We start from the raw sequence: 19,798 nt of genomic DNA on the forward strand, positions 1-19,798 counted from the left end.
GTCCGCTCAACCCTCAACAGCGGCGGAATAGCGGACACAGCCCGATGTCGCAGAAGTGCCAGAAGCTGACCTTGGCGGCGCTGGCTCTAGACGTCTCTAAGCTCCAAGGGCGATGCGCCGATCCCATGCCCCCGCGTGCAATGCGGCGTAACAATCGGCGCGAGGCTAGGGAACCGTGTGCCGCGGGCAACAGTTACCCCCGCGACGAAGCGGAGTGGCGCCGTCGGACGTTGATAGTTCAGGACGGCGCGGTGTATCTTTACTTTCTAGACCGAACGATCGGCAGACTTGAGGGCGAAGGAAAAGTCATGCGCGCCTTGATCCTAGCATTGTGTATCCTAGCGATCGTCGACAGCGCGCACTTTGCTAAGGCTGGTCTGAGCAGCACGCCTCGCGAAACGTTGGCACCCGCCGAAACGACAATAGCTACCGACGAAGCGACTCAGGAGACCGAGGAACAGATCGGCCTCACCAAGGCAAAGCGTCGTGGAGTGCAACGTGGGCTAACCAAGCTCGGGTTCAAGACCAAGGTCAATGGGAAGTTCGACGAATCGACTCGCGCCGTCATCGCGCGCTGGCAGGAGGAGCACGGCTACCCTACGACTGGCTTCCTCAACGCCGCCCAGCACAGGGTACTAACGGACGCCGCGGCAGAGGCTAGCAAATCTGGTCATCAAGACCGTCGTCGCGCTGGGAGCCGCACTCGCCATTCGCGTGGTGTCGGCGGTCCAATCGGCGCGATCGGCGGCGCGGTGCACGGCGTTGTGGGGGGTGTGGTGGGCGGACTATTCCGCAGGTGACTCGTCCAGCCTCAAGATAGTTGGAAATACGCCTAAGCAGGCTAGCACTTTGTTGGACGGCTGTGACGATCGAATCGCCTAGGGCGAACTCAGGGCATGCGCGTGGCTAGAGGCCGGAGGGTGATGTCGGAGATGGGTCAAGAACGACAAAGCTCAGGGTGAGCATAATAGGTCCGCTTTCGGGTGCATAGCGTCCGACCCGCTCCTTGGCGGGCCACATTGAGCCGGACTGTCTTGCCGTGATTCAAGCCCCTTATCGCCTTCGTCCAGCTCGCATCCATCCGGCTATGGATGGCTGCGCGTAGTGGGTCCACGCTCTAGGTAGTGTGGACACTTATCGCATCCATAAGATGATTGCTGCGAGAGTGACGACGGCACGGTAATTTCGGGCGGTCTTTTCGAAGCGGGTTGCGACGCGGCGGAATTGCTTGAGCTTGGAGAAGCAGCATTCCACGAGATGGCGCTGGGCATAGAGGTGCTTGTCGAGCGGATATTTGAGTGCACGTGACGGGTTGTTGGGGATGACGGCGAGCGCGCCTTTGGCAGCGATGGCCTGGCGCAAGTGATCGGCGTCATAGGCCGTATCAGCCATGACGACCTCGGCGGGTAATCCCTCGATCAATGCGGCGGCTTGCGGTGCATCGCCCTTCTGGCCTGCGGTAAGCGTGAATCGCACAGGACATCCCAAGCCGCGAACGGCCAGGTGTATCTTGGTGCTCAGGCCGCCGCGCGAGCGGTCAAGCGCCTGATCTTCAGACCCCCTTTTTTCGCCCCGGCGGCGTGCTGATGCGCCCGGACGATGGTGGAATCGACGATCAGATACTCGAAGTCCGGATCATCGGACATTGCCTCGAATATCCGCCACCAAACACCCTTGATGCTCCATCGACTGAAGCGCCGGAACACGCTGTTCCAATCCCCGAAGGCTTCCGGAAGATCACGCCAAGGAGCGCCCGTACGCACGATCCAAAGCACCCCTTCCACAAACATCCGGTTGTCGCGCCCGGTGGAGCCCTTCTGGTCAGGCCGACCTATAATCAGGGGAGCCATCCGCTCCCAAGCCGCGTCGCTCAAAACCAAACGATCCATCACACCCAAGGCCGCCTCCCAAAAAGCAGCCTTGAATCTGATTTGCTCCTAAAAGGGAATCCTTAGAGTCCACACCACTTAGGCCGTGTGCTCATTAAGCGACTGACTGATGTCCGCTCAACCCTCAACAGCGGCGGAGTAGCGGACATAGCCCGATGTCGCAGAAGGGCCAAGCGGAAACGATGGCCGGTGATCTAGACGGCACGGCCGAGGGATCCTAGTCCGAACGGAGAGGCGATGGATAGGCTGCTCCAGGCCAGCGCTTCCGTCTTCGCGACGTGATCACCAATTCGTTCCGCCAATTCAGCGTAGTGTGTGGCCAACATGAAATGGCCTGCCTGCGGAATCGTGCATTGCGAAGCATTCGCGAGTGCTCCGCTCAGGATTTCCGCAGTGCGACGCAGCGACTGCGTACTGCTCTCGCTGCGGATGACGAGGCTCGGAAGCAGGATGTTGGCGAAAGCCGAAAGGCGCGGATCGAACTCCGAACGCATGTCCAAAACATGAGTCGCAGTCGCCTCGACAATATTTTGTCGCATCTGGCACGGCAGGGCATCGAAGCTTCCCTCACCGCTGAGATAGTCGACCACCTGACGCGCCGCCTCCTTATCTCCGCTTTCGAACGCCCGGAAATAATTTTCGCGCATCGCGATGAACCTATCATGCAGCGCAAGCTCGCTCTGCTGGCGTAGCAAGCCGAAGGCGACCGGCTCGATCAAGGTCAGGCTCATGAGCGGGAGCAGTCCGCACAAGGCGACGTCGAGGCACGCCAACGCTCCAAAAGAATGCCCGACGAGATGCACGGGACCACCGGCATGGCGGATCACGGCTTCAATGGTCTCCGCCTGCCGGTCGATCGACGTATCGGCACTCGTGCGCCAGTCCCTCGTGTCGCCATAACCCGGAAGGCTTGTCGTTACCGTTCGGAAGCGGCTCCGCAGTACCTCGATGACACCGCGCCAAGCCGCGCCGGTCGCCCAGGAGCCCGGCACGAACACGATGGTCGGTCCGGAGCCATCTTCAACATAGTCAATTCGGCCGTGCCTATCCTGCAGCACCTGTATCTCCTCGCGGGTTCATACTGACGACACCAACGTCTCTCAGCTCGAAGTCACTGAGCGCGGAAAGCTCCACCCTTCCCTTGCTGCGACGGAAGATCGCCGATGCAACGCGGGACAGACACTGGCGCCATTGCTGCTGCGAACGACTAGACGTGCCGCGCGAAGCGCATGCCTCGGGCTGCTGCGCCAGCGTTGTTGTAGGAGAGGCCGTGTTCATCGCCATGACTGCCGGTCTCGAGGGATTGGCCCCGGCAAGAATGCGCGAAGCGCGATTGCAACACTTTACAGACCGCTTACATTTTCATTACCGGCGGCTGACTTCGCGCACCGCCCGCGTGCCAGGCTGTGTTACGTTCACCCAGATCAAGGAAACGGGCTGCCAGATGCGCTATATGTTTGAGGATTTCGCGCTCGACGCCGACAAGCGGGAGCTGCACAGGGGCACCGATGCTGTCTCGGTGACACCGCAGGCGTTTGACGTGCTTCTCTACTTGATCCGCAACCGGGAGCGTGTGGTCAGCAAGGACGATTTGATATCCGCAATATGGGGTGGCCGAATTGTCTCGGATGCAGCGCTTGCGACCCGCCTTAACGCAGCGCGCGCTGCGATCGGCGATGCCGGCGATGAACAGCGCCTCATCAAGACGCTGCAAAAGAAGGGATTTCGTTTCATTGGCAGCGTGCGGGAAATCGACAAACCCGATACGGACATCGGCTCGAGCCCCGCCGTTCAGCCGCCGGCAAACATCCCCGGCCTTCCCGACAAACCGTCGATTGCCGTGCTCCCGTTCGAGAACCTGTCAGGCGACCCGGAACAGGAATACTTTGCAGACGGACTGGTCGACGACATCACCACGGCGCTTTCGCGTTTCAGGGTGTTGTTTGTCATCGCACGCAACTCGTCATTCACCTACAAGGGCAAGGCAGTTGACATCAAGCAGGCGGGACAACAACTCGGCGCGCGATACGTGCTCGAAGGCAGCGTGCGAAAGGCAGGCACGCGCCTGCGGATCAGCGGGCAACTCATCGATGCCGCGAACGGGGCGTACCTCTGGGCCGACCAGTTCGACGGCACCTTGGAAGACATTTTCGATCTGCAGGACAACGTGACCCAGCAGGTGGTCGGTGCCATCGCCCCGGAAGTCGACCGTGCTGAGATAGAGCGGGCGAGCCGAAGGCCGCTCGGCAACATCGACGCGGTGACGGCCTATTACCGTGGCCTGCCCAATATCGGCTTTCCTACCAGCGCGGAGAGCAACGATGCCGCCTTGAGGCATTTCGAGACCGCAATTGCGCTTGACCCGAATTTTGTGCCCGCCTACGGCGGCGCTGCCGGCTGTATTGGTTGGCGATGGGGCAACAAATGGCCCGGCGACATCGCTGAAGACAGGGCCAAGCTTCTAAGTTTTGCGGGACGCCTGAAGGAACTGGGCTCGGACGACGCCACTGCACTAAGCTTTGTCGGATTCAATCTTTTCTGGATAGGGCTTGACTTCGACGCGGGGCTCGAAATCATCGAGCGCGCCGTCCAATCGAATGCAAATTGCGCACGCGCGGTCCAAAGCCGCGGGCTTGTGCGGGGCTGGTATGGGGAATCGGACTCTGCTGCTGCTGATCTGGAGCGAGCCATGCGGCTGAGCCCACGCGATCCCTTCAGCTACAATGCAATGCTGGGTCTAGCGCTTGCTCATCATAACGGCGGCAGGCACGCGGAAGCAGCCGCGTGGACGGACAGGGCGCTGCGAGCGTTTCCTCCGTCGTTTCTCGTCGGAAAACAGCAGTCGATCCTGTGTTACGTAGGCGCAGGAAGATTGGAAGATGCACGAAAATTGATGGCCGAATGCCTGCGTCTGGTTCCTACATGGCGGCGTTCAACGACCGTCCCGCCGCAATGGTATAGATCAACCAAACTCCGAGCCGAGATCCTGGAGGCATTTATTTCGGCGGGACTGCCGGAATAGTAGACGCGTGGGCCGCGGGCACTACCGCCGGGACGGCAGGAGTCTTGTTCAGCACGTCTGCTAAGAGTCCAATTGCAGACATTGCGTCTCGCGCTCGATCCCCTCGTCCGCACAAGCGATCACGGACTTACTCTGGCATCCCGCCTTGCGAAGGCCCTCAATCAACAGCTTCGCGTTTGATTGCCCGCCCCGCGCGATGAATGCCGAGATTGTAAAGGCGGGATCAACCGCAAGCACACTCGCCGCCGCCTCACGGGCGTCAGCCTCACGTCAGAGATGGGCAAAAGCGGATGCTAGATAGCGGTAAGCCACTAGATCGGAGGGGTTCTGACGAAGGGCTTTCCTCCCTGCGGCGACGGCCTCGTCAAATCGACGAAGCTCAACAAGGGCACTCCCCATCCCAGCAAACAGCAGGTGTAGCCGCGGATCTACCGGGCTCATGCGAATGGCCCGTTCAAAGCTGCGGATCGCTTCTTCCGGCAGCCCTGCAATTCTATAGACTTGGCCTCTGCAACTCCATGCCACAAATGAATTTGGGTTTAGCGCAACCGCCCGGTCAGCCAATTCAATCTCAGTTTCACAATCACCGACCATGAAGGCCGATGTCGCCGCAGCCAGCGCCAGCGCATCTGGATCATCATCGTCAATGCTCAATGCCAAGCGAAGAAGCCGAACCGCTTCGTTGCGTTCGAATTGGGGATCGATAGCATAGCCCCACAGGACGTTTCGCAAGTGACAGGCACCTGCGAGTGCCGCGACAAAGCCGAACCGCGGGTCTAGCCTTAAAGCCCGATGCGCCAGCCTGATCGCCTCGGCATTCCCTTCGCGGGTCGTCAGGTAATACTGCTGCATAGCACGGAGATAGAAGTCATAGGCGGTGAGGTTATCTGGTCGCCGCCGCGTCGCCAATCCTATTTCCGTTTGAAGCAACTTTGGCTGAATGGCTGAGACAACCGCGACCGTGACTTCGTCCTGCAGAGCGAAAACATCCGTCAGGTCGCGCTCGAACCTGTCCGCCCAGATGAGCGCCGCGGTAACCGCGTCAATCAACTGCCCTGCGATGCGAACTTTCCCCGCCGCCTTGCGCACAGATCCCTCAAGGACGTAGCGCACGCCAAGCCTGCGTCCGACTTCCTTGATGTCTACAGCTTTGCCTTTGAAGGTGAAGCTCGAATTGCGCGCGATCACGAACAACCATTTGAACCGCGAAAGAGCAGTAGTGATCTCTTCCACCATTCCGTCCGCGAAGTACTCCTGCTCGGGATCGCCGCTCATGTTCTCGAACGGCAGCACGGCGATAGAGGTTTTATCGGGCAGCGCGAGGGTAGTTTCTGGTTCTACCATTTTGTCAGGGACTGCCGGGCTATCGTCCCCTTCTTCCCGGACAGGTCCGATGAAACGAAAGCCCTTCCGCGGCAACGTCTTGATGAGGCGCTGTTCCTCCCCAGTGTCGCTAACCGCGCCCCGGGCGACATTCAGGCGGGTTGTCAGCGCTGCATCCGACACGCTGCGCCCGTTCCAGATGGCGGTGATGAGTTCGTCTTTGCTGACGACGCGCTCCCGGTTGCGGATCAGGTAGTCTAGCAGGTCAAAGACTTGTGGCGCCACGGGGACAACATTCGCGCCGTGATATAGCTCGCGACGATCGGGATCTAAGGCGTAGTCCTCGAAGAGATAGCGCAAGCTGCGAAATTCCCTAGATCAGAGGCCCCGGTCACCGGCTGGCGCTTTGGCCCGGTGGAAATCGCAAGAATAAGCTGCCGGTGAGGAAAATGTAAGCTGCCGGTCAAGCACGCCTGAATATCTCCTGGCACCCTCCTAGCCGGTGGAAAACATCGTCTGGAGGAGACACCGCCATGAGCACGACCTACAGCACAACGTGGCTGGAACGGACATCCGCATCAACACGGTACGCCTCTAGCCTCATCTGGAAATACTGGGATGCCTATCAGGAGAGGCGCGCGCGCCGGAAAATGCATGCCGCCTTGTCTGACCTAAGTGACAGGGAGCTGATGGATATTGGCACTACGCGCGGCGAGATCGACTACGTTGTATCGAACCGAGATTTCGACCCGCGGGTACGCGGAATGTTATGATGCTCTGATCTGGCGCCCACCGGGCAGCGGGAATTGGAGGAGACGACCAGATACACCCATTCCGAGCGGCGACTCGACTTGCGGTATGGGCCGCAAGCGGCGGTCGAAGGATCGCTGATGCGAAGTCCGGACTGCCCAATACCAGACCAGTCACAGGCGACGAAGTCTGTCGGCTAGGGGCCACCAGAGACCTCGCCATCCCGACGGAGACCTGTTTCGCCTAGCGCGCATCTGTTAGCCTAAGCCCCATGACCGAGCACATTGAAATCAACCTGCAGAACTGGGAAGAGCGCGCGGCGATTCACGCCCGGGACGCGACCGGCGAGTACATACTTGATCGGTTTCGCGCAGGCGAGGATTCGCTTTATGCCATAGAGGCAGCCGAACTTGGCGATGTTTCCGGAAAGCGCGTGCTGCATCTGCAGTGCCATATTGGGCGAGACACACTCTGTCTGGCGCGGCGCGGAGCGATCGTCACTGGGCTCGATTTCTCGAATTCCGCGCTAAATGTCGCGAGGCGTTTGTCCGACGAGACCGGCCTCAAGGCTGACTTCGTGCAAGGGACGGTAGATCAAGCACCGGATTTGGCGCCGGGCCCGTTCGATCTGGTCTTCACGACCTGGGGAACTATTTGCTGGCTACCCGACATGGCGGTTTGGGCGAAGGTCATCGCCTCCGTGCTGGCACCGGGGGGCGAGCTTTACTTTGCGGACGCTCATCCAGCATTCAGTGTGCTGGAGGACTCTAGCGGAAGGCTGGTACCGACGTACGATTTCCAGACGCCTGCTGACAGGCCGCTGCAGTTCGTCAATGAGACAACGTACACTGGCGACCCGACAATCTTGTCGCATCAATCAACGCGCGAGTGGATTCACTCGCTGTCAGCAGTTCTCGGCGGGTTGATCGAAGCCGGACTGACGATAACGATGTTTCGCGAGCACGAGGTTTTGCCCTGGCGCGGTTTGCCGATCTTGGTGCCCGCGTCTGGCGGACTGTGGCGTCTTCCAGACGGATACCCGCGAATTCCGCTGTCGTATTCGTTGAGGGCGAGAAAGAGCGCGTAAATCGACCCCGCGGCAATCGACCAGACGGCTCGCGAAATGTCGCCTTCGGGTCAAGAACGACAAAGCTCAGGGTGAGCATAATAACTCCGCTTTCGGGTGCATAGCGTCCGACCCGCTCCTTGGCGGGTCACATTGAGCCGGACTGTCTTGCCGTGATTCAAGGCCCTTATCGCCTTCGTCCAGCTCGCATGCATCCGGCTATGGCTGGCTGCGCGTAGTGGGTCCACGCTCTAGACCATCCCTTCACGGTCCGCGCGCTTCTTCTTTTTCGAGCGCTGCCAGACCACGCCGGGATATCCCTTCAGTGGCACCAGCGGCTCGCCGGTATAGGCCCATTCCTGCAATTCCTCGATCGCGATGTGATAGAGCGGCTGGCGGCCGGTGCGGCCGGAGAACAGCGCGCGGGGGATGTTGACCATGTGCGGCGAGCGCGGACGCTCATAGACGACAGGCGTGCCGCAATTGGAGCAAAAACTGCGTACCGTCTTGGTGGCCTCGTCCTCGTATCGCGTGAGACTGGCCTTGCCCTTGGTAATGCGAAAGCGCTTGCGCCAGCTTCCGACATAGGTCGCGTACGCCGCGCCATGGGCCCGGCGGCTGGCCGGCGAATGATCGTGCCAGGCCCAGCGCGCCGGCACGTCGATCTCGAAGGCGACCTTGCCGCACAGGCATTGGCCCGCGGCGGGTTTGCCGAGTGAGACGGCCTTGGTTTTCTTTTGCTCCAGTTCGGTTTCAGGAAACATTTTTCGGGTCCTGCTCTCACACTCCGTCATTGCGAGGAGCGGAGCGACGAAGCAATCCATCCATCCGCTTGTTGAGGCATGGATTGCTTCCGCCTACGCCAAGGCTTCGGCGGACAAGTCGCTTCGCTCGCAATGACGGAGTGGTTCACGCCTGCTCCAGCTCGTTGTGCTCCGGATAATCCGTATAGCCTGTCACATCGCCGCCGTAGAACGTCGCGCGGTTATAGGGCGTCAGCGGGAAGCCGCGCTGCAGCCTGCGCGGCAGGTCCGGATTCGAAATGAAGATGCGGCCGAAAGCGACCGCGTCGGCATGGCCATTCCTGATCGCCGCATCGGCGGTCTCGCCGGTGAAGCCGCCGGCCGTGATCAGCACGCCCTTCCAGATCGGGCGGAACAGCACCATCGCCGACGGCACGTTCTGGTGGTTGACCTCGGCGCGGCCGGCGCCGGAGGAGCGCGGCTCGATGAAATGCAGGTAGGCGAGGCCAAGCGGATTGAGCTGTTCGACGGCATATGTGTAGAGCGGCATCGGGTCCGGCTCGCCGCTGCCGTTGGCGACACCATAAGGCGACAGCCGCACGCCGACGCGGTCGGCTCCCCATACCTCGACCACGGCCTTGGTCACCTCCATCAGGAAGCGCACGCGGTTCGGGATCGAGCCGCCATACTGATCGGTGCGCAGATTGGTGTGCGACTGCAGGAACTGCTCGATCAGGTAGCCATTGGCGCCGTGCACCTCGACGCCGTCGAAGCCGGCGGCAAGCGCGTTCTTCGCGGCCTGACGATAGGCGTCGATCACGCCCGGAATTTCCGATGTCTCAAGCGCACGCGGCGTCTCGTAGGGCACCGCCTTGCCGTCTGCCGTGCCCGTCTTCAGGTCGGCGATCGGCACCGCCGATGGCGCGACCGGCAACACGCCGCCCGGCTGGAAGGAGGAATGCGAGACGCGCCCGACATGCCAGAGCTGCAGGAAAATGATTCCGCCCTTGGCGTGAACGGCATCGACCACCTCGCGCCAGCCTTCGATCTGCGCTTCCGTATAGATTCCGGGAACGCCGGGGCTGCCGAAGCCCGTCGCCATCACGGGCGAGGCTTCGGCGATGAGCAATCCGCCCGGCGTCGCGCGCTGCGCATAATATTCCGCATTCAGCGGCCGCGGCGCGAGGCTCGGCTTCGCCGCTCGCATCCGCGTCAACGGCGCCAACGCGAGACGATGATTGAGCCGATAGGGGCCGACCTTGAGCGGCGAGAACAACGATGGATAATTCATGTCTCTTCCAGAATGTTGATACGGATGTAACCGCTTCAGCTTGTTCGTAAAGGTTTCGGACGCAACGTGTAGCCTCGAGGCGAGCGAGCACATCTTCCATGCAAAAACCGAACGGCAAGCCGCTTCGTTCGCTCGGCGTCTGTGGCGCTGCTCAAGGAGATCGGACGGCCCAGGAGAGCGGCCAGCCGATAAAAAGAAAGTGATGGCTCGAAGTCGCCGCGGGCTCTCTTCGCCTCTCCCGCTTGCAGGGGAGGTCGGATCGCATTGAATAATGCGATCCGGGTGGGGGCTCTCTCCACATTATGACTTGCGGAGAGAGCCCCCACCCCAGCCCTCCCCGCAAGCGGGAGAGGGAGCGCAATCCCCACGCGGCGCTAGGCCGTCTTGATCCAGACCGCCTTGACGTTGAGATATTCCTCGACGTGCTGCTTGCCGGACTCGCGGCCGTAACCGCTCATCTTGTAACCGCCGAACGGCACGGCCGGGTCCATCGCCTGATAGCAGTTCACCCAGACCGAGCCAGCGCGCAGCGCCTTCGCGACCTGGTGCGCCTTGCTGACATTGGTGGTCCAGACGCCGCTGCCCAAGCCGAAGGTGGTCGCATTGGCGCGCTTGACCAGTTCGTCGGTATCCTTGAAGGAGATCGCCGAGATCACCGGGCCGAAGATTTCCTCCTGCGCGATCCGCATATTGTCCTGCACGTTGGCGAACACGGTCGGCTGCACGAAGAAGCCCTTGGAGAGCGCGCCTTCGGTCAGGCGGCCGCCGCCGGCCACTGCTTTAGCGCCTTCCTTCTGGCCGATGTCCAGGTAACCGGCGACGCGGTCCATCTGCTGCTGCGAGACCAACGGCCCGATCTGCGTGCCCGGATCGAGGCCGTTACCGACCTGCAGCTTCTTGCCGAATTCGGCGACACGGCCGACGAATTCGTCATAGACTTTCTCTTCGACGAACAGCCGCGTACCTGCGCTGCAGATCTGCCCGGAATTGGCAAACACCGCCATCGCGGCGCCCGGCACCGCCGCGTCAAGATCGGCATCGGCGAACACGATGTCGGGTGACTTGCCGCCGAGTTCGAGCGACACGCGCTTGAGGTTGCCGGCGGAGGCGCGGATGATCGATTGCCCCGTGACGTGCGAGCCGGTGAAGGCGACCTTGTCGACGTCGGGATGCGACGCCAGCGCCGCGCCGGCGGTCTCGCCATAGCCGGGCACGACGTTGACGACGCCAGGCGGGACGCCGGCTTCCATGCAGAGCTCGGCGAGCCGCAGCGAGGTCAGCGGCGCTTCCTCGGCGGGCTTCAACACGACGGTGCAGCCGGTTGCAATCGCGGGACCGATCTTCCAGACGGTCGCGGCGAGCGGGCCGTTCCAGGGGATGATCGCCCCGACCACCCCGACCGGCTCCTTCAACGTGTAAGAGAAGATATCGCCGGGCAACGAGTTCTCGATGGTCTCGCCGTGCAGCGCCGTCGCCTGCCCGGCGTAATAGCGGAGCATGCCGAGCACGCGCAGCTTGTTGCCGCGGGTGCGGCTGATCGGCGCGCCCATGTCCATCGTGTCGAGCTGCGACAGCTCCTCGAAATTCTTCTCGACGAGATCGGCAAGCTTCAGCAACAGGCCCTGCCGCTCATACGGCTTGACCTTGCTCCATGGTCCCTCGAAGGCGCGGCGGGCCGCCGACACGGCGCGGTTGATGTCCTCCGCGTCACCTTCGGCGACGGTCGCGAGCAATTCGCCGGTCGCCGGATTGTGGGTCTCGAACTGCTTGCCGGAGGCGGCGTCGACCCACTGGCCGTCGATCAGCATCCTCTTGTAGGAACCATCCGCGTAAGGATGGCGCGTGATCGGAATTGCCTGCGTGACAGCCATGTTTACACTCCCTTGATATCGGTTGGAATCCTATGCCGCTATGTTTGCGGATCTATAGCGGTGGCATGAAACCGTACTGCGGCCGGATGATCGCGGAAAGCGGCCGATGCGAAGACCTCCCATGCCCGTTCGTCCATGGTAGTCTAAGGTGTCAACCTGCGAATACATACCTCATCTGTCCGGAGAATGACGATGCCCCATCCTGCGATGTCGCCAAATCATGTTGCCGTGATCACGGGTGGCGCCTCCGGCATCGGACTCGCCGCCGCGATGCGTTTGGCCGGCGTTGGCATGAAGGTGTGCATCGCCGACATCGGCGCCGAGCGCCTCGCCGAGGCCGCGGCCAGACTGGCAGCCGTCGCCAAAGGCGGCGCGGCCGACATCATGACGGCATCGGTCGACGTCAGCTGTTTCGATGAGGTCGCGGGCCTGGAAGCCGCGGTGCAAAAACGGTTCGGCGGCACCGACATCCTGATGAACAATGCCGGCATTGGCCCCGACAGCAACAGTTTTGGTCCGCTGGAGAACTGGCAGCGCATTCTCGCGGTGAACCTGTGGGGCGTCATTCACGGCACGCAAGTTTTCGTACCTCACATGGTCGAACGCGGACGGCCCGGCCTCGTGATCAACACCGGCTCCAAGCAAGGCATCACGACGCCGCCCGGCAATCCCGCCTACAACGTCTCGAAGGCCGGCGTGAAAGCGCAGACAGAAGCGCTGCAGCACGAATTGCGGAACCTGCCGGGCTGCAAGATCAGCGCGCATCTGATGATCCCCGGCCACGTCTTCACTCCCCTGACCGCGCGCGGCCGCACCGAGAAGCCGCCCGGCGCCTGGACGCCGGAGCAAACGATCGATTTCATGATCGAACGCATCGACGCCGGCGACTTTTACATCCTCTGTCCGGACAACGACGTGCCACGGCAACTCGACGAGCGGCGCATGCTGTGGGCGATTGGCGATATCGTGGAGAACCGCCCCGCACTATCGCGTTGGCATCCGGATTACGCGGAGGTGTTCGCCAGGTTTGTGAAGGGGGAGTAGCCGGACGGTGGAATCGTAGGGTGGGCAAAGCCAACGGGTCGCGCAACGCGCGCCCGATGACAGGCTCCGCGTGCCCACCATCGCGAGCGCGGCATTAAAATGGTGGACACGTCGCTATGCTCCTTTGTCCTACTGAGTCAAACGGTCGCGGGCGATAAGGTGGAAGAATCAGATAGTTGCGAGATTCAAGCCTAGCGTGGAGGCTAAGATGAATCTCGACATCCGCTTTGCGTCCTACGTTGAGGAACTTGCGAGCGCGATGGGTCACGCGGATCGGGCTCGACCGCTGCGCGACTACTGCACCGGGCTGATCCTGCCGGGCGAGCGCAAGAGCGTAGAGCCGATGGCGGCGCGGACCGATCCTGCGCGTGTCTCGGCGCAGCACCAGTCGTTGCTGCATTTTGTCGGTGCCGGCGGTTGGTCGGACGAGAAGGTGTTGGCCAAGGTCAGCGAACTGGTGGTGCCGGCAATCACGAAGCACGGGCCGATCAAGGTCTGGATCATCGACGACACCGGCATCCCGAAGAAGGGCCAACATTCGGTTGGGGTGAAGCCGCAGTATTGCGGGCAGCTTGGCAAGGAAGCCAATTGCCAAGTGGCAGTGTCGCTATCGATTGCGAACCACTTTGCCAGCTTGCCGGTCGGGTATCGGCTCTATTTGCCGAAAGAGTGGGCCGAGGATCGCGCGCGTCGGGATCGGGCCGGCGTGCCTGAGAACATCCGCTTCAAGACCAAACAGCAGATTGCGCTCGAGTTGATCCAACGGGCGCACGCGGCGGGCCTTCCGCTTGGGGTGCTGTTGATGGACCTCGACTACGGCCGTGACTCGCGATTGCGCACGAGCGTGTCTGCCCTGGGATTGAGCTATGTGGTGGGCATTCAGCCGAACGTGGTGATGTGGGCGCCTGGCACCGGTCCGAAGCGGCCCGACAAATCGCTCAACAATAACGGCCGACGCAATGAGCCCGATCTGATCTCGGCCAAAGAAGTGGTGCGTGCTCTACCCAGGCACGCCTGGCGCACGATCCGCTGGCGCGAAGGCTCGGCCAATTGGCTGTCCTCGCGCTTTGCACGGGTGCGCGTACGCGTCGGGTACAATGGTGCAATCCCCGGGCAGGTCGCAGAGGAGTGGCTGCTGATCGAGTGGCCGGAGGGCGAAACCCAGCTCAGCAAATACAAATACTGGCTCTCCACACTGCCGGCAGAGATCAGCTTCCGCCAGCTCGTCGATATCACCAAGATGCGCTGGCGGATCGAGCGCGACTATCAGGAGCTCAAGCAGGAGGTCGGGCTTGGGCACTACGAAGGGCGCGGATGGCGCGGCTTCCATCACCACGCCACGCTATGCGTCGCGGCTTACGGATTCTTGGTCCGCGAGCGGGCCGCGATTCCCCCTCAGGACTTCCTTCCTCCGCGCTGCTCTCGACGTCTGCGGTACCCGACGGTTATCGACCCCGCGGATCCGCCCTTGCGGCCTGAACGCCACATTCCAAACTCGATCGCGACTATGCGCGTGCGCTTGATCAAGGCGCTCGTAGACCACCTCCCGCGATGTCCCTGTTGCGGAAACACTACCGTTCGTTATCGCAGATGGCACATGTGACGCAGTAGGATTTGCCCACCCTACAAACCGAGCGCTACAGCGTTACCTGCTTGTCGCCGCATTGCTTGCAGGCGTATTTGACGCGGGTCGCACCCTTCTCGGCTTGGACGCGGTTCGGCGCGCCGCATTTGCCGCAGACCGCCTCGATCCTGGTCTGTCCTTGCTTCACGACGATGTTTTTCTTTTCCATCGTCTCGCGGATCAGGCGCTCGGCCTCCTCACGCATCGCTTGCTTCGACATTGGGCTGCCTCGTCATGAACCCGCTACGGCGGCGGTCTTATCACAGTCGCAACACGTTTCGTAAGCCGGGCGTGAAAAATCGTGGGACTGAATATCACGTCGCCTCCGGCGTCAGCGCCAGCAGGCGCCGCAGCAGGGCAAGCGCGGTTTCCGTGGCCGGATCGGCCGAAATCACGGGAACTGCTAGTGTGATGACGTCGACCGGATCGTGCGATAGCACGATGAGGTGCGTTGCGCTGTTGGCTGCCAGCAGCGATACCACGCGTTCGACGGCCGGATCGGACGATGTCAGGCCCCACGGCGCATCGGGCCGGCGCAGCACCCGCCGGGTCGAGAGAAAATCGCGCAGCAGTTGCGGATCGAAACTCGAGAGTTCGCTCTCCCGATAACGCCGGGCACTCTCGAAGATTGGATGACGCGCGAGTTCCGCGATCAGCGCGTCGCGCGTTCTGGCTGGCGAGGCCGCGACGGAGTTGAGAACACCGGGCACCTGGGATTCAAAGTGGGCGCGCAGCGCGTCCACCATCAGTCCGATGGTGAGAACGCCCGCGATCGCAATCGCGCAGAATCGCATGACCTGCGCCGCATCGGCATCCGGCGCGACAAACGCCGCGGCAATACCGAGAAGGGCCGAACTCGACAGCCGCAATGCCGTCATCATCAACGCCTGACGCTGCGTCTCTGCGCCGCGTTCCGCGATCAATATCGCGGCAACGACGAGCAATGCTCCCAATGCCCCGAGCCTGACCGGGATATCCGGAAACAGCACCCTGAAATCGGTGATGATGAAGGGAATGACCAAGATCGCGCCGACGGCGAGACGGCCAACGATGCGATTCTCCGATACCATCAGCGTGGCGCGGTCGCGGGTCGCCAGCAACCAGGCGCAGATGGCGAAGCTGCCAAGCTGAAACAACGCGAGCAGGATCGCGACGGGCACTGCGAGGGTTTCCAACCCGGCAGCGCCGGCGAGACCGAGCGCGATGCCGCCGCTCAGAAGCGCGATCTTGGCCGGGCGCGGGGCATGGCGCCGCAAGATACCTTCGGTGACGATCAATGCACCGAGCGGGATCAGCCCGGCCGGAATTGCCGACAGGTTGTTGAGCCCCGCGCTGCCGCTCCACCACGCGGTGCCCCGCACCAGGAACAGCAGCGCGATAATACCAAGCGCGACCAGAAGACGCCGCGTCAGCGGGCCCTTGGGATCGCGCCGATGCAGCGTGATCATGGCGACGCCAAGCCCGATCGCGCCGCAGAGATTGACGATGGAATCGGCGATCATGCCAGATGTCATTTCACCTGGTGTCATCGGCCGTTCCCTCGCCACGGCCGCAAGTTGCCGAACGGACGCGTATCGTCGAGCCAGTAAACCACCGGCAGTATCAGCCGCTGCAACGCCAGCACGGCGGAGGCTGCGAGCAGCGCCGGCAATGAACCGGCCGGCACATCCCGCTGGACGTAGCGGCGGGCACCGGCAAGGTCGATGCGGCCGAGCTGCAGGACGTCGTCGCCCCTGGCATAGTCGAGCTCGCGCGCGCACCAGGCGTTATATTGTTCGTCGCGATGTTTGGGCGCGGCTTCGAATGTCTTCTTCAGCGCGTCCGAACCGCCGGTATAGGCATTGGTGATGACAAACCGCGCCTCGTCAAACCCGGCATCCTCACCCACGCCGAACACGGCGCGATGACGGGACATGATGCCGCGTGCCAGTTGCAGATGCGCAAAGCTCTGGCGTGAATCCGGATGGGGCGACGGAAAGACATCCGAAAAGGTCTGGCTGACCATGCCGACCACCGACGGAACCTGGGTGACGTTCGAGATCCATTTCGGACGCAGTCCGTCACGGGCAAACAGAACGAGCGCCGTCAGGCCGTACAGCACCCAGGAGAGCCCTTGCCCCCGCTCATCGGGATCGACCATGACCAGGCCGAGATGCGTGACCTCCACCGGCTCGCCGTCGAGCTCGACCTTCATGACCGACAGCGCATTGAAGGCAATCGGCCGGCCCGTTGCTTCCTCTGAGATCAGCGTGACGATGGCGCGCGACAGCCGCTCGCGCTCGCCAGAGAATATTCCGTAAGTGAGATTCTCCTTCGGCAGAGTCTTGGCCGCCACGACGCGCAATTGAGAGACCAGCTCGTCGAGTTCGGCTTCGGAAAGCGACAGGCCGGGGGCTTCGACGATCTGCGTGACCAGCCCGGTATGGGTGCGCAGGGTGAGATCGATGGTGGGCTGGCGCAGTGCCTTCAGCCAAAAGAGGCCATATCCGCCCAGACGCGTAGCGGCGGAGCGCACCTGCCCCAAGGCGTGACGGATCGCCGAATTGTCGCTCGAGAAAAACGCCATGCCACTTGCCCGCACTCGGTCCGGATTTGTGCGCCCGGCCCGTTAAGGAGCCATGAGTGCAACACGTTACGGTAGCAGGAAGGTAAACGATGTGTTGGTGAGGTCAAACATTCTGCTAGGCAGGCAAACGGCGAATGCCAAAGCATCCGCCGCCCGCCTCGCCAGCGCCGCGTCACAGGTTACGCGGCCTTGGAAATTATAAATCTTTGAAATTACGAAGCCGCGGAATTACGAACCTTTGGAAACTTCCATCAGCAGCCGTTCGGCTTTGGTATCCTCGATGCGGTTCACAAAGCGGCTGCTCTCGTGCACGTCACGCACCGTCTTGGTCAAGGTGACGCAGGACTGAATCAGCATCACGATGCCCATCGCAAGGTAGCCCTTGATCCAGAGATCAACGGGGAGAAAGTAGACGCCGATCGCGACCAGGAAGGCCGAGGCACCGAACGAAGCGTAGGTGAAAGTGACCCAGGCGTTGCTGTGATGCTGGATATTTTGATTCATGGCGCCATCCTGTTGACGAGGGTATGACAATCGAAGATCGCAGACCGGTTGCGCCTGTTTCGCGCAGTCATTACGCAACCTTCACCCGCCCCGCATTTCTGCGGCCGCGTCGGTTAATGAGCAATCACCACAGCACCTTCAGGTTGTGGCAGGGTAAATGATTGTTTGAATGACTAGGTTAGTCGCCAGACATGATAAGGCCGAGCTTTGCGACACAAAGGCCAAGACAGGCAGCTCCGAGGACGAGAGCAAGGCTGGAGAAACTGAAGCTGCCTGTCAAAAATAAAACGCACATCCATAGGGCTCCGAGTACCGCCCAAACCATTGTCAGTGCTCCCGCAAGGCACAGAAGCCAGCCAAGCTTTCTTGTTAGCCAGATCAGGGGTTCACTCGCTTCCTTTTTGGGTGGTGGGTTCATCCTCATCACAGGTTACGCGGTCCGCACATCGGTTCTTCACGCGCAGGCCGGTTCAGTCGAATGCCCTTGCCGGTCGATCGCATTTGACAACAGCGAGCACACGCCCATCGGCAGCACCAGGAAAAGACCCGCGCAGAGCGTGCCATTCATGATCTCTGGCGGCACTGGCCTTGAGAACATCATCGTGAACAAGGTGAGAAACAGGCCGCTGGCCAAAGCCGCGCCGATAACTGCGGTCAGAGGCGCCCTCAAGGGCGCCGGCATGGCGGGCGCAAGATACCAGTCCACGAGCCCGGTGATCGCCGATACAGGCAAGGTGAGCAGAAAGGACGCTGTTGTGCATAGTGCAACGAAAGCGTCGTCGATCCGACCCGCGATGGCAACAGCAACCATCCACACCGCAAGCGCGACCAGCGAGGGCCCCAGCAGAAGAAACATCACGGTTCGTTTCATTGAAGTCGATCCTTGCTTTGAGTCTTCCGACGTGACGCCGGACAGCAGCGATTTCTAATCTGGCGCTATGGCCGCCGACGGACGGCAGATGCCGAGGCACCCGCCATCCGCCTTCGCAAGCACCGCGTCACAGGTTACGCGGCCTTGAAATCAAGCAGCCTTGGAAACTTCCATTAGCAGCCGCTCGGCCTTGGCATCTTCGATGCGGTTCACCAGCTTGCCGCTCTCGTGCATGTCGCGCACGGTCTTGGTCAGGGTGACGCAGGACTGCACCAGCATGACGATGCCCATTGCGAGATAGCCCTTGATCCAGAGATCGAGCGGCAGGAAGAACACGCCGACGGCGACCATGAAGGCCGAGGCAGCAAACGAAACATAGGTGAAGGTAACCCAGGCACCGCTGTGGGGTTGGACGTTCTGGTTCATGATAATCTCCTGTTGATATGGGTTAATCGATCAAGTTCAGCATCAGGCAGCTTGCGTGCGTTTGGCGTTCAGCCGCGCGAGCACGTCGTCCGCGGTTGATTTCAGGCGTGGCCCAAAGCCCTGTTCGGCGAGCTTCTCGGCGGTCGCCTGCGGTCCGGTGGCGGCATCGAGTTCGACCAGGGCGTCGGCGGCGGCCTGGGCCTCGATCTGGCGCTCACGCAGCCGCTTCAGCGTGTTCTCCGCTTCCGGCAGCGTGGATTCGTAAGGGCGCGCGGCTTCGACGCCGCCCCTTCGCAGCGCGCGAACTGCTTCTGACGCGCGGGCGATGCGGCGGCCACGATCGAGCTCGGTGATCCGCGCCTCGGCACTGGCGACCTGGCGCTTCATGCGCGTGATTTCAGACGCAAACAGCGTCCGCGCGGTCATCGCGGCATCGCGGTCGGCCTCGAGATTGGCGATTGCCTGCGCCGCTTCGCGGGCGAGATCTTCCCTTCCGCCATCGAGTGCGGCGGTGGCGCGGACTTCGAGATCTGCGATGCGGGCATTGGTGGCGTCGAGACGGCGACCCTCCTGCTGGTCGCCCGCGATCGCCAGCGCCAGCGAGCGCTTGGAACGTTCGACCGCCGCGGCGGCATCGCGCATCTGCTGGTCGAGAATGAGCAGCGCCGCACGATCTTCCAGTTCTTCTCCCGCGGCAGCCACGCTGCCCCGGAAAAGCGTCAAAACAGTTTTGAACATTGGTAGCTCCCTGTGTTATGAGCATTGCTCATGAAATGGTTGTAGCAGCACCGTGAGCGTTGCTCAAGAA

18 protein-coding genes and 1 pseudogene are annotated in these 19,798 nt (G+C 61.6%); 6 read left to right on the forward strand and 13 right to left on the reverse strand.

Annotated elements, in window-relative coordinates; translation table 11 throughout:
- Positions 1-308: 308 nt before the first annotated feature.
- Entirely contained in the window at positions 309-800 is a 492-nt protein-coding gene (locus ACFXS9_RS28930) for a peptidoglycan-binding domain-containing protein (protein WP_057852028.1), read from the forward strand.
- A 334-nt stretch (positions 801-1,134) separates the two neighbouring features.
- Here the strand turns inward: ACFXS9_RS28930 and ACFXS9_RS28935 are convergent.
- Positions 1,135-1,898 (reverse strand): IS5 family transposase gene (locus ACFXS9_RS28935; protein WP_392694703.1). Its coding sequence is split into 2 segments (ribosomal slippage): positions 1,135-1,560 and positions 1,563-1,898, totalling 762 coding nucleotides; the frame shifts between segments, so codons are not numbered across the junction.
- 185 nt (positions 1,899-2,083) lie between these two features.
- Entirely contained in the window at positions 2,084-2,947 is an 864-nt protein-coding gene (locus ACFXS9_RS28940) for an alpha/beta fold hydrolase (protein WP_392694706.1), read from the reverse strand.
- A 212-nt stretch (positions 2,948-3,159) separates the two neighbouring features.
- On the opposite strand from ACFXS9_RS28940, the gene ACFXS9_RS28945 reads away from it, so the two are divergent.
- The gene (locus ACFXS9_RS28945; protein WP_392694709.1) at positions 3,160-4,911 is read left to right on the forward strand and encodes a winged helix-turn-helix domain-containing tetratricopeptide repeat protein; all 1,752 of its coding nucleotides are present in this window, start codon (positions 3,160-3,162) and stop codon (positions 4,909-4,911) included.
- 270 nt (positions 4,912-5,181) lie between these two features.
- On the opposite strand, the gene ACFXS9_RS28950 is transcribed toward ACFXS9_RS28945, so the two are convergent.
- Positions 5,182-6,594: a winged helix-turn-helix domain-containing protein gene (locus ACFXS9_RS28950; RefSeq protein ID WP_392694711.1), complete on the reverse strand. Its 1,413-nt coding sequence runs from the start codon at positions 6,592-6,594 to the stop codon at positions 5,182-5,184.
- Between the two features lie 173 nt (positions 6,595-6,767).
- Here ACFXS9_RS28950 and ACFXS9_RS28955 point away from each other — a divergent pair, with 173 nt between their 5' ends.
- Together ACFXS9_RS28955 and ACFXS9_RS28960 are read left to right on the forward strand one after the other, a co-directional pair.
- The gene (locus ACFXS9_RS28955) at positions 6,768-7,007 is read left to right on the forward strand and encodes a DUF1127 domain-containing protein (protein ID WP_392694713.1); all 240 of its coding nucleotides are present in this window, start codon (positions 6,768-6,770) and stop codon (positions 7,005-7,007) included.
- Between the two features lie 248 nt (positions 7,008-7,255).
- A complete protein-coding gene (locus ACFXS9_RS28960) occupies positions 7,256-8,071 on the forward strand; it encodes a class I SAM-dependent methyltransferase (protein ID WP_392694716.1) in 816 nt (271 codons plus the stop codon).
- Between the two features lie 230 nt (positions 8,072-8,301).
- Here the strand turns inward: ACFXS9_RS28960 and ACFXS9_RS28965 are convergent, their stop codons facing one another.
- From ACFXS9_RS28965 to ACFXS9_RS28975, 3 genes are all read right to left on the reverse strand, one after another.
- Entirely contained in the window at positions 8,302-8,814 is a 513-nt protein-coding gene (locus ACFXS9_RS28965; protein WP_392694718.1) for a GFA family protein, read from the reverse strand.
- Positions 8,815-8,959: 145 nt separating this feature from the next.
- Positions 8,960-10,084: an alkene reductase gene (locus ACFXS9_RS28970; RefSeq protein WP_392694720.1), complete on the reverse strand. Its 1,125-nt coding sequence runs from the start codon at positions 10,082-10,084 to the stop codon at positions 8,960-8,962.
- A 374-nt stretch (positions 10,085-10,458) separates the two neighbouring features.
- Positions 10,459-11,955, reverse strand: a complete 1,497-nt coding sequence (locus tag ACFXS9_RS28975) for an aldehyde dehydrogenase family protein (protein WP_392694722.1) — start codon at positions 11,953-11,955, stop codon at positions 10,459-10,461.
- A 192-nt stretch (positions 11,956-12,147) separates the two neighbouring features.
- Between ACFXS9_RS28975 and ACFXS9_RS28980 the strand changes: the two genes are divergently transcribed.
- Together ACFXS9_RS28980 and ACFXS9_RS28985 are read left to right on the forward strand one after the other, a co-directional pair.
- Positions 12,148-12,999 carry an SDR family NAD(P)-dependent oxidoreductase gene (locus ACFXS9_RS28980; protein WP_392694725.1) on the forward strand — a complete coding sequence of 284 codons (852 nt, stop codon included), beginning with the start codon at positions 12,148-12,150 and terminating at the stop codon, positions 12,997-12,999.
- Between the two features lie 208 nt (positions 13,000-13,207).
- Positions 13,208-14,478, forward strand: a pseudogene (locus ACFXS9_RS28985) (IS701 family transposase).
- A gap of 158 nt (positions 14,479-14,636) precedes the next feature.
- Here ACFXS9_RS28985 and ACFXS9_RS28990 read toward each other — a convergent pair.
- The 7 genes from ACFXS9_RS28990 to ACFXS9_RS29020 all read right to left on the reverse strand — a co-directional run bounded on the left by ACFXS9_RS28990 (position 14,637) and on the right by ACFXS9_RS29020 (position 19,728).
- Positions 14,637-14,843, reverse strand: a complete 207-nt coding sequence (locus ACFXS9_RS28990; RefSeq protein ID WP_392694728.1) for a hypothetical protein — start codon at positions 14,841-14,843, stop codon at positions 14,637-14,639.
- A gap of 94 nt (positions 14,844-14,937) precedes the next feature.
- The gene (locus ACFXS9_RS28995; protein ID WP_392700069.1) at positions 14,938-16,137 is read right to left on the reverse strand and encodes a hypothetical protein; all 1,200 of its coding nucleotides are present in this window, start codon (positions 16,135-16,137) and stop codon (positions 14,938-14,940) included.
- Between the two features lie 11 nt (positions 16,138-16,148).
- A complete protein-coding gene (locus tag ACFXS9_RS29000; RefSeq protein WP_392694733.1) occupies positions 16,149-17,189 on the reverse strand; it encodes a hypothetical protein in 1,041 nt (346 codons plus the stop codon).
- 228 nt (positions 17,190-17,417) lie between these two features.
- The gene (locus ACFXS9_RS29005) at positions 17,418-17,693 is read right to left on the reverse strand and encodes a YiaA/YiaB family inner membrane protein (protein ID WP_392694736.1); all 276 of its coding nucleotides are present in this window, start codon (positions 17,691-17,693) and stop codon (positions 17,418-17,420) included.
- A 454-nt stretch (positions 17,694-18,147) separates the two neighbouring features.
- Positions 18,148-18,564 carry a hypothetical protein gene (locus ACFXS9_RS29010; protein WP_392694739.1) on the reverse strand — a complete coding sequence of 139 codons (417 nt, stop codon included), beginning with the start codon at positions 18,562-18,564 and terminating at the stop codon, positions 18,148-18,150.
- Between the two features lie 150 nt (positions 18,565-18,714).
- Positions 18,715-18,990: a YiaA/YiaB family inner membrane protein gene (locus ACFXS9_RS29015; protein WP_057841492.1), complete on the reverse strand. Its 276-nt coding sequence runs from the start codon at positions 18,988-18,990 to the stop codon at positions 18,715-18,717.
- Between the two features lie 42 nt (positions 18,991-19,032).
- Positions 19,033-19,728 carry a PspA/IM30 family protein gene (locus tag ACFXS9_RS29020; protein ID WP_392694742.1) on the reverse strand — a complete coding sequence of 232 codons (696 nt, stop codon included), beginning with the start codon at positions 19,726-19,728 and terminating at the stop codon, positions 19,033-19,035.
- Positions 19,729-19,798: the final 70 nt, after the last annotated feature.

The sequence above is a fragment of the Bradyrhizobium sp. RDI18 genome (assembly GCF_043203335.1).
Classification (GTDB): domain Bacteria; phylum Pseudomonadota; class Alphaproteobacteria; order Rhizobiales; family Xanthobacteraceae; genus Bradyrhizobium; species Bradyrhizobium retamae.

Coding starts and splice junctions, on each gene's coding strand:
- ACFXS9_RS28930 (WP_057852028.1), top strand. CDS start 309: ATGCGCGCCTTGATCCTAGCATTGTGTATCCTAGCGATCGTCGACAGC.
- ACFXS9_RS28955 (WP_392694713.1), top strand. CDS start 6,768: ATGAGCACGACCTACAGCACAACGTGGCTGGAACGGACATCCGCATCA.
- ACFXS9_RS28960 (WP_392694716.1), top strand. CDS start 7,256: ATGACCGAGCACATTGAAATCAACCTGCAGAACTGGGAAGAGCGCGCG.
- ACFXS9_RS28965 (WP_392694718.1), bottom strand. CDS start 8,814: ATGTTTCCTGAAACCGAACTGGAGCAAAAGAAAACCAAGGCCGTCTCA.
- ACFXS9_RS28970 (WP_392694720.1), bottom strand. CDS start 10,084: ATGAATTATCCATCGTTGTTCTCGCCGCTCAAGGTCGGCCCCTATCGG.
- ACFXS9_RS28975 (WP_392694722.1), bottom strand. CDS start 11,955: ATGGCTGTCACGCAGGCAATTCCGATCACGCGCCATCCTTACGCGGAT.
- ACFXS9_RS28980 (WP_392694725.1), top strand. CDS start 12,148: ATGCCCCATCCTGCGATGTCGCCAAATCATGTTGCCGTGATCACGGGT.
- ACFXS9_RS28990 (WP_392694728.1), bottom strand. CDS start 14,843: ATGTCGAAGCAAGCGATGCGTGAGGAGGCCGAGCGCCTGATCCGCGAG.
- ACFXS9_RS28995 (WP_392700069.1), bottom strand. CDS start 16,137: ATGACATCTGGCATGATCGCCGATTCCATCGTCAATCTCTGCGGCGCG.
- ACFXS9_RS29000 (WP_392694733.1), bottom strand. CDS start 17,189: ATGGCGTTTTTCTCGAGCGACAATTCGGCGATCCGTCACGCCTTGGGG.
- ACFXS9_RS29005 (WP_392694736.1), bottom strand. CDS start 17,693: ATGAATCAAAATATCCAGCATCACAGCAACGCCTGGGTCACTTTCACC.
- ACFXS9_RS29010 (WP_392694739.1), bottom strand. CDS start 18,564: ATGAAACGAACCGTGATGTTTCTTCTGCTGGGGCCCTCGCTGGTCGCG.
- ACFXS9_RS29015 (WP_057841492.1), bottom strand. CDS start 18,990: ATGAACCAGAACGTCCAACCCCACAGCGGTGCCTGGGTTACCTTCACC.
- ACFXS9_RS29020 (WP_392694742.1), bottom strand. CDS start 19,728: ATGTTCAAAACTGTTTTGACGCTTTTCCGGGGCAGCGTGGCTGCCGCG.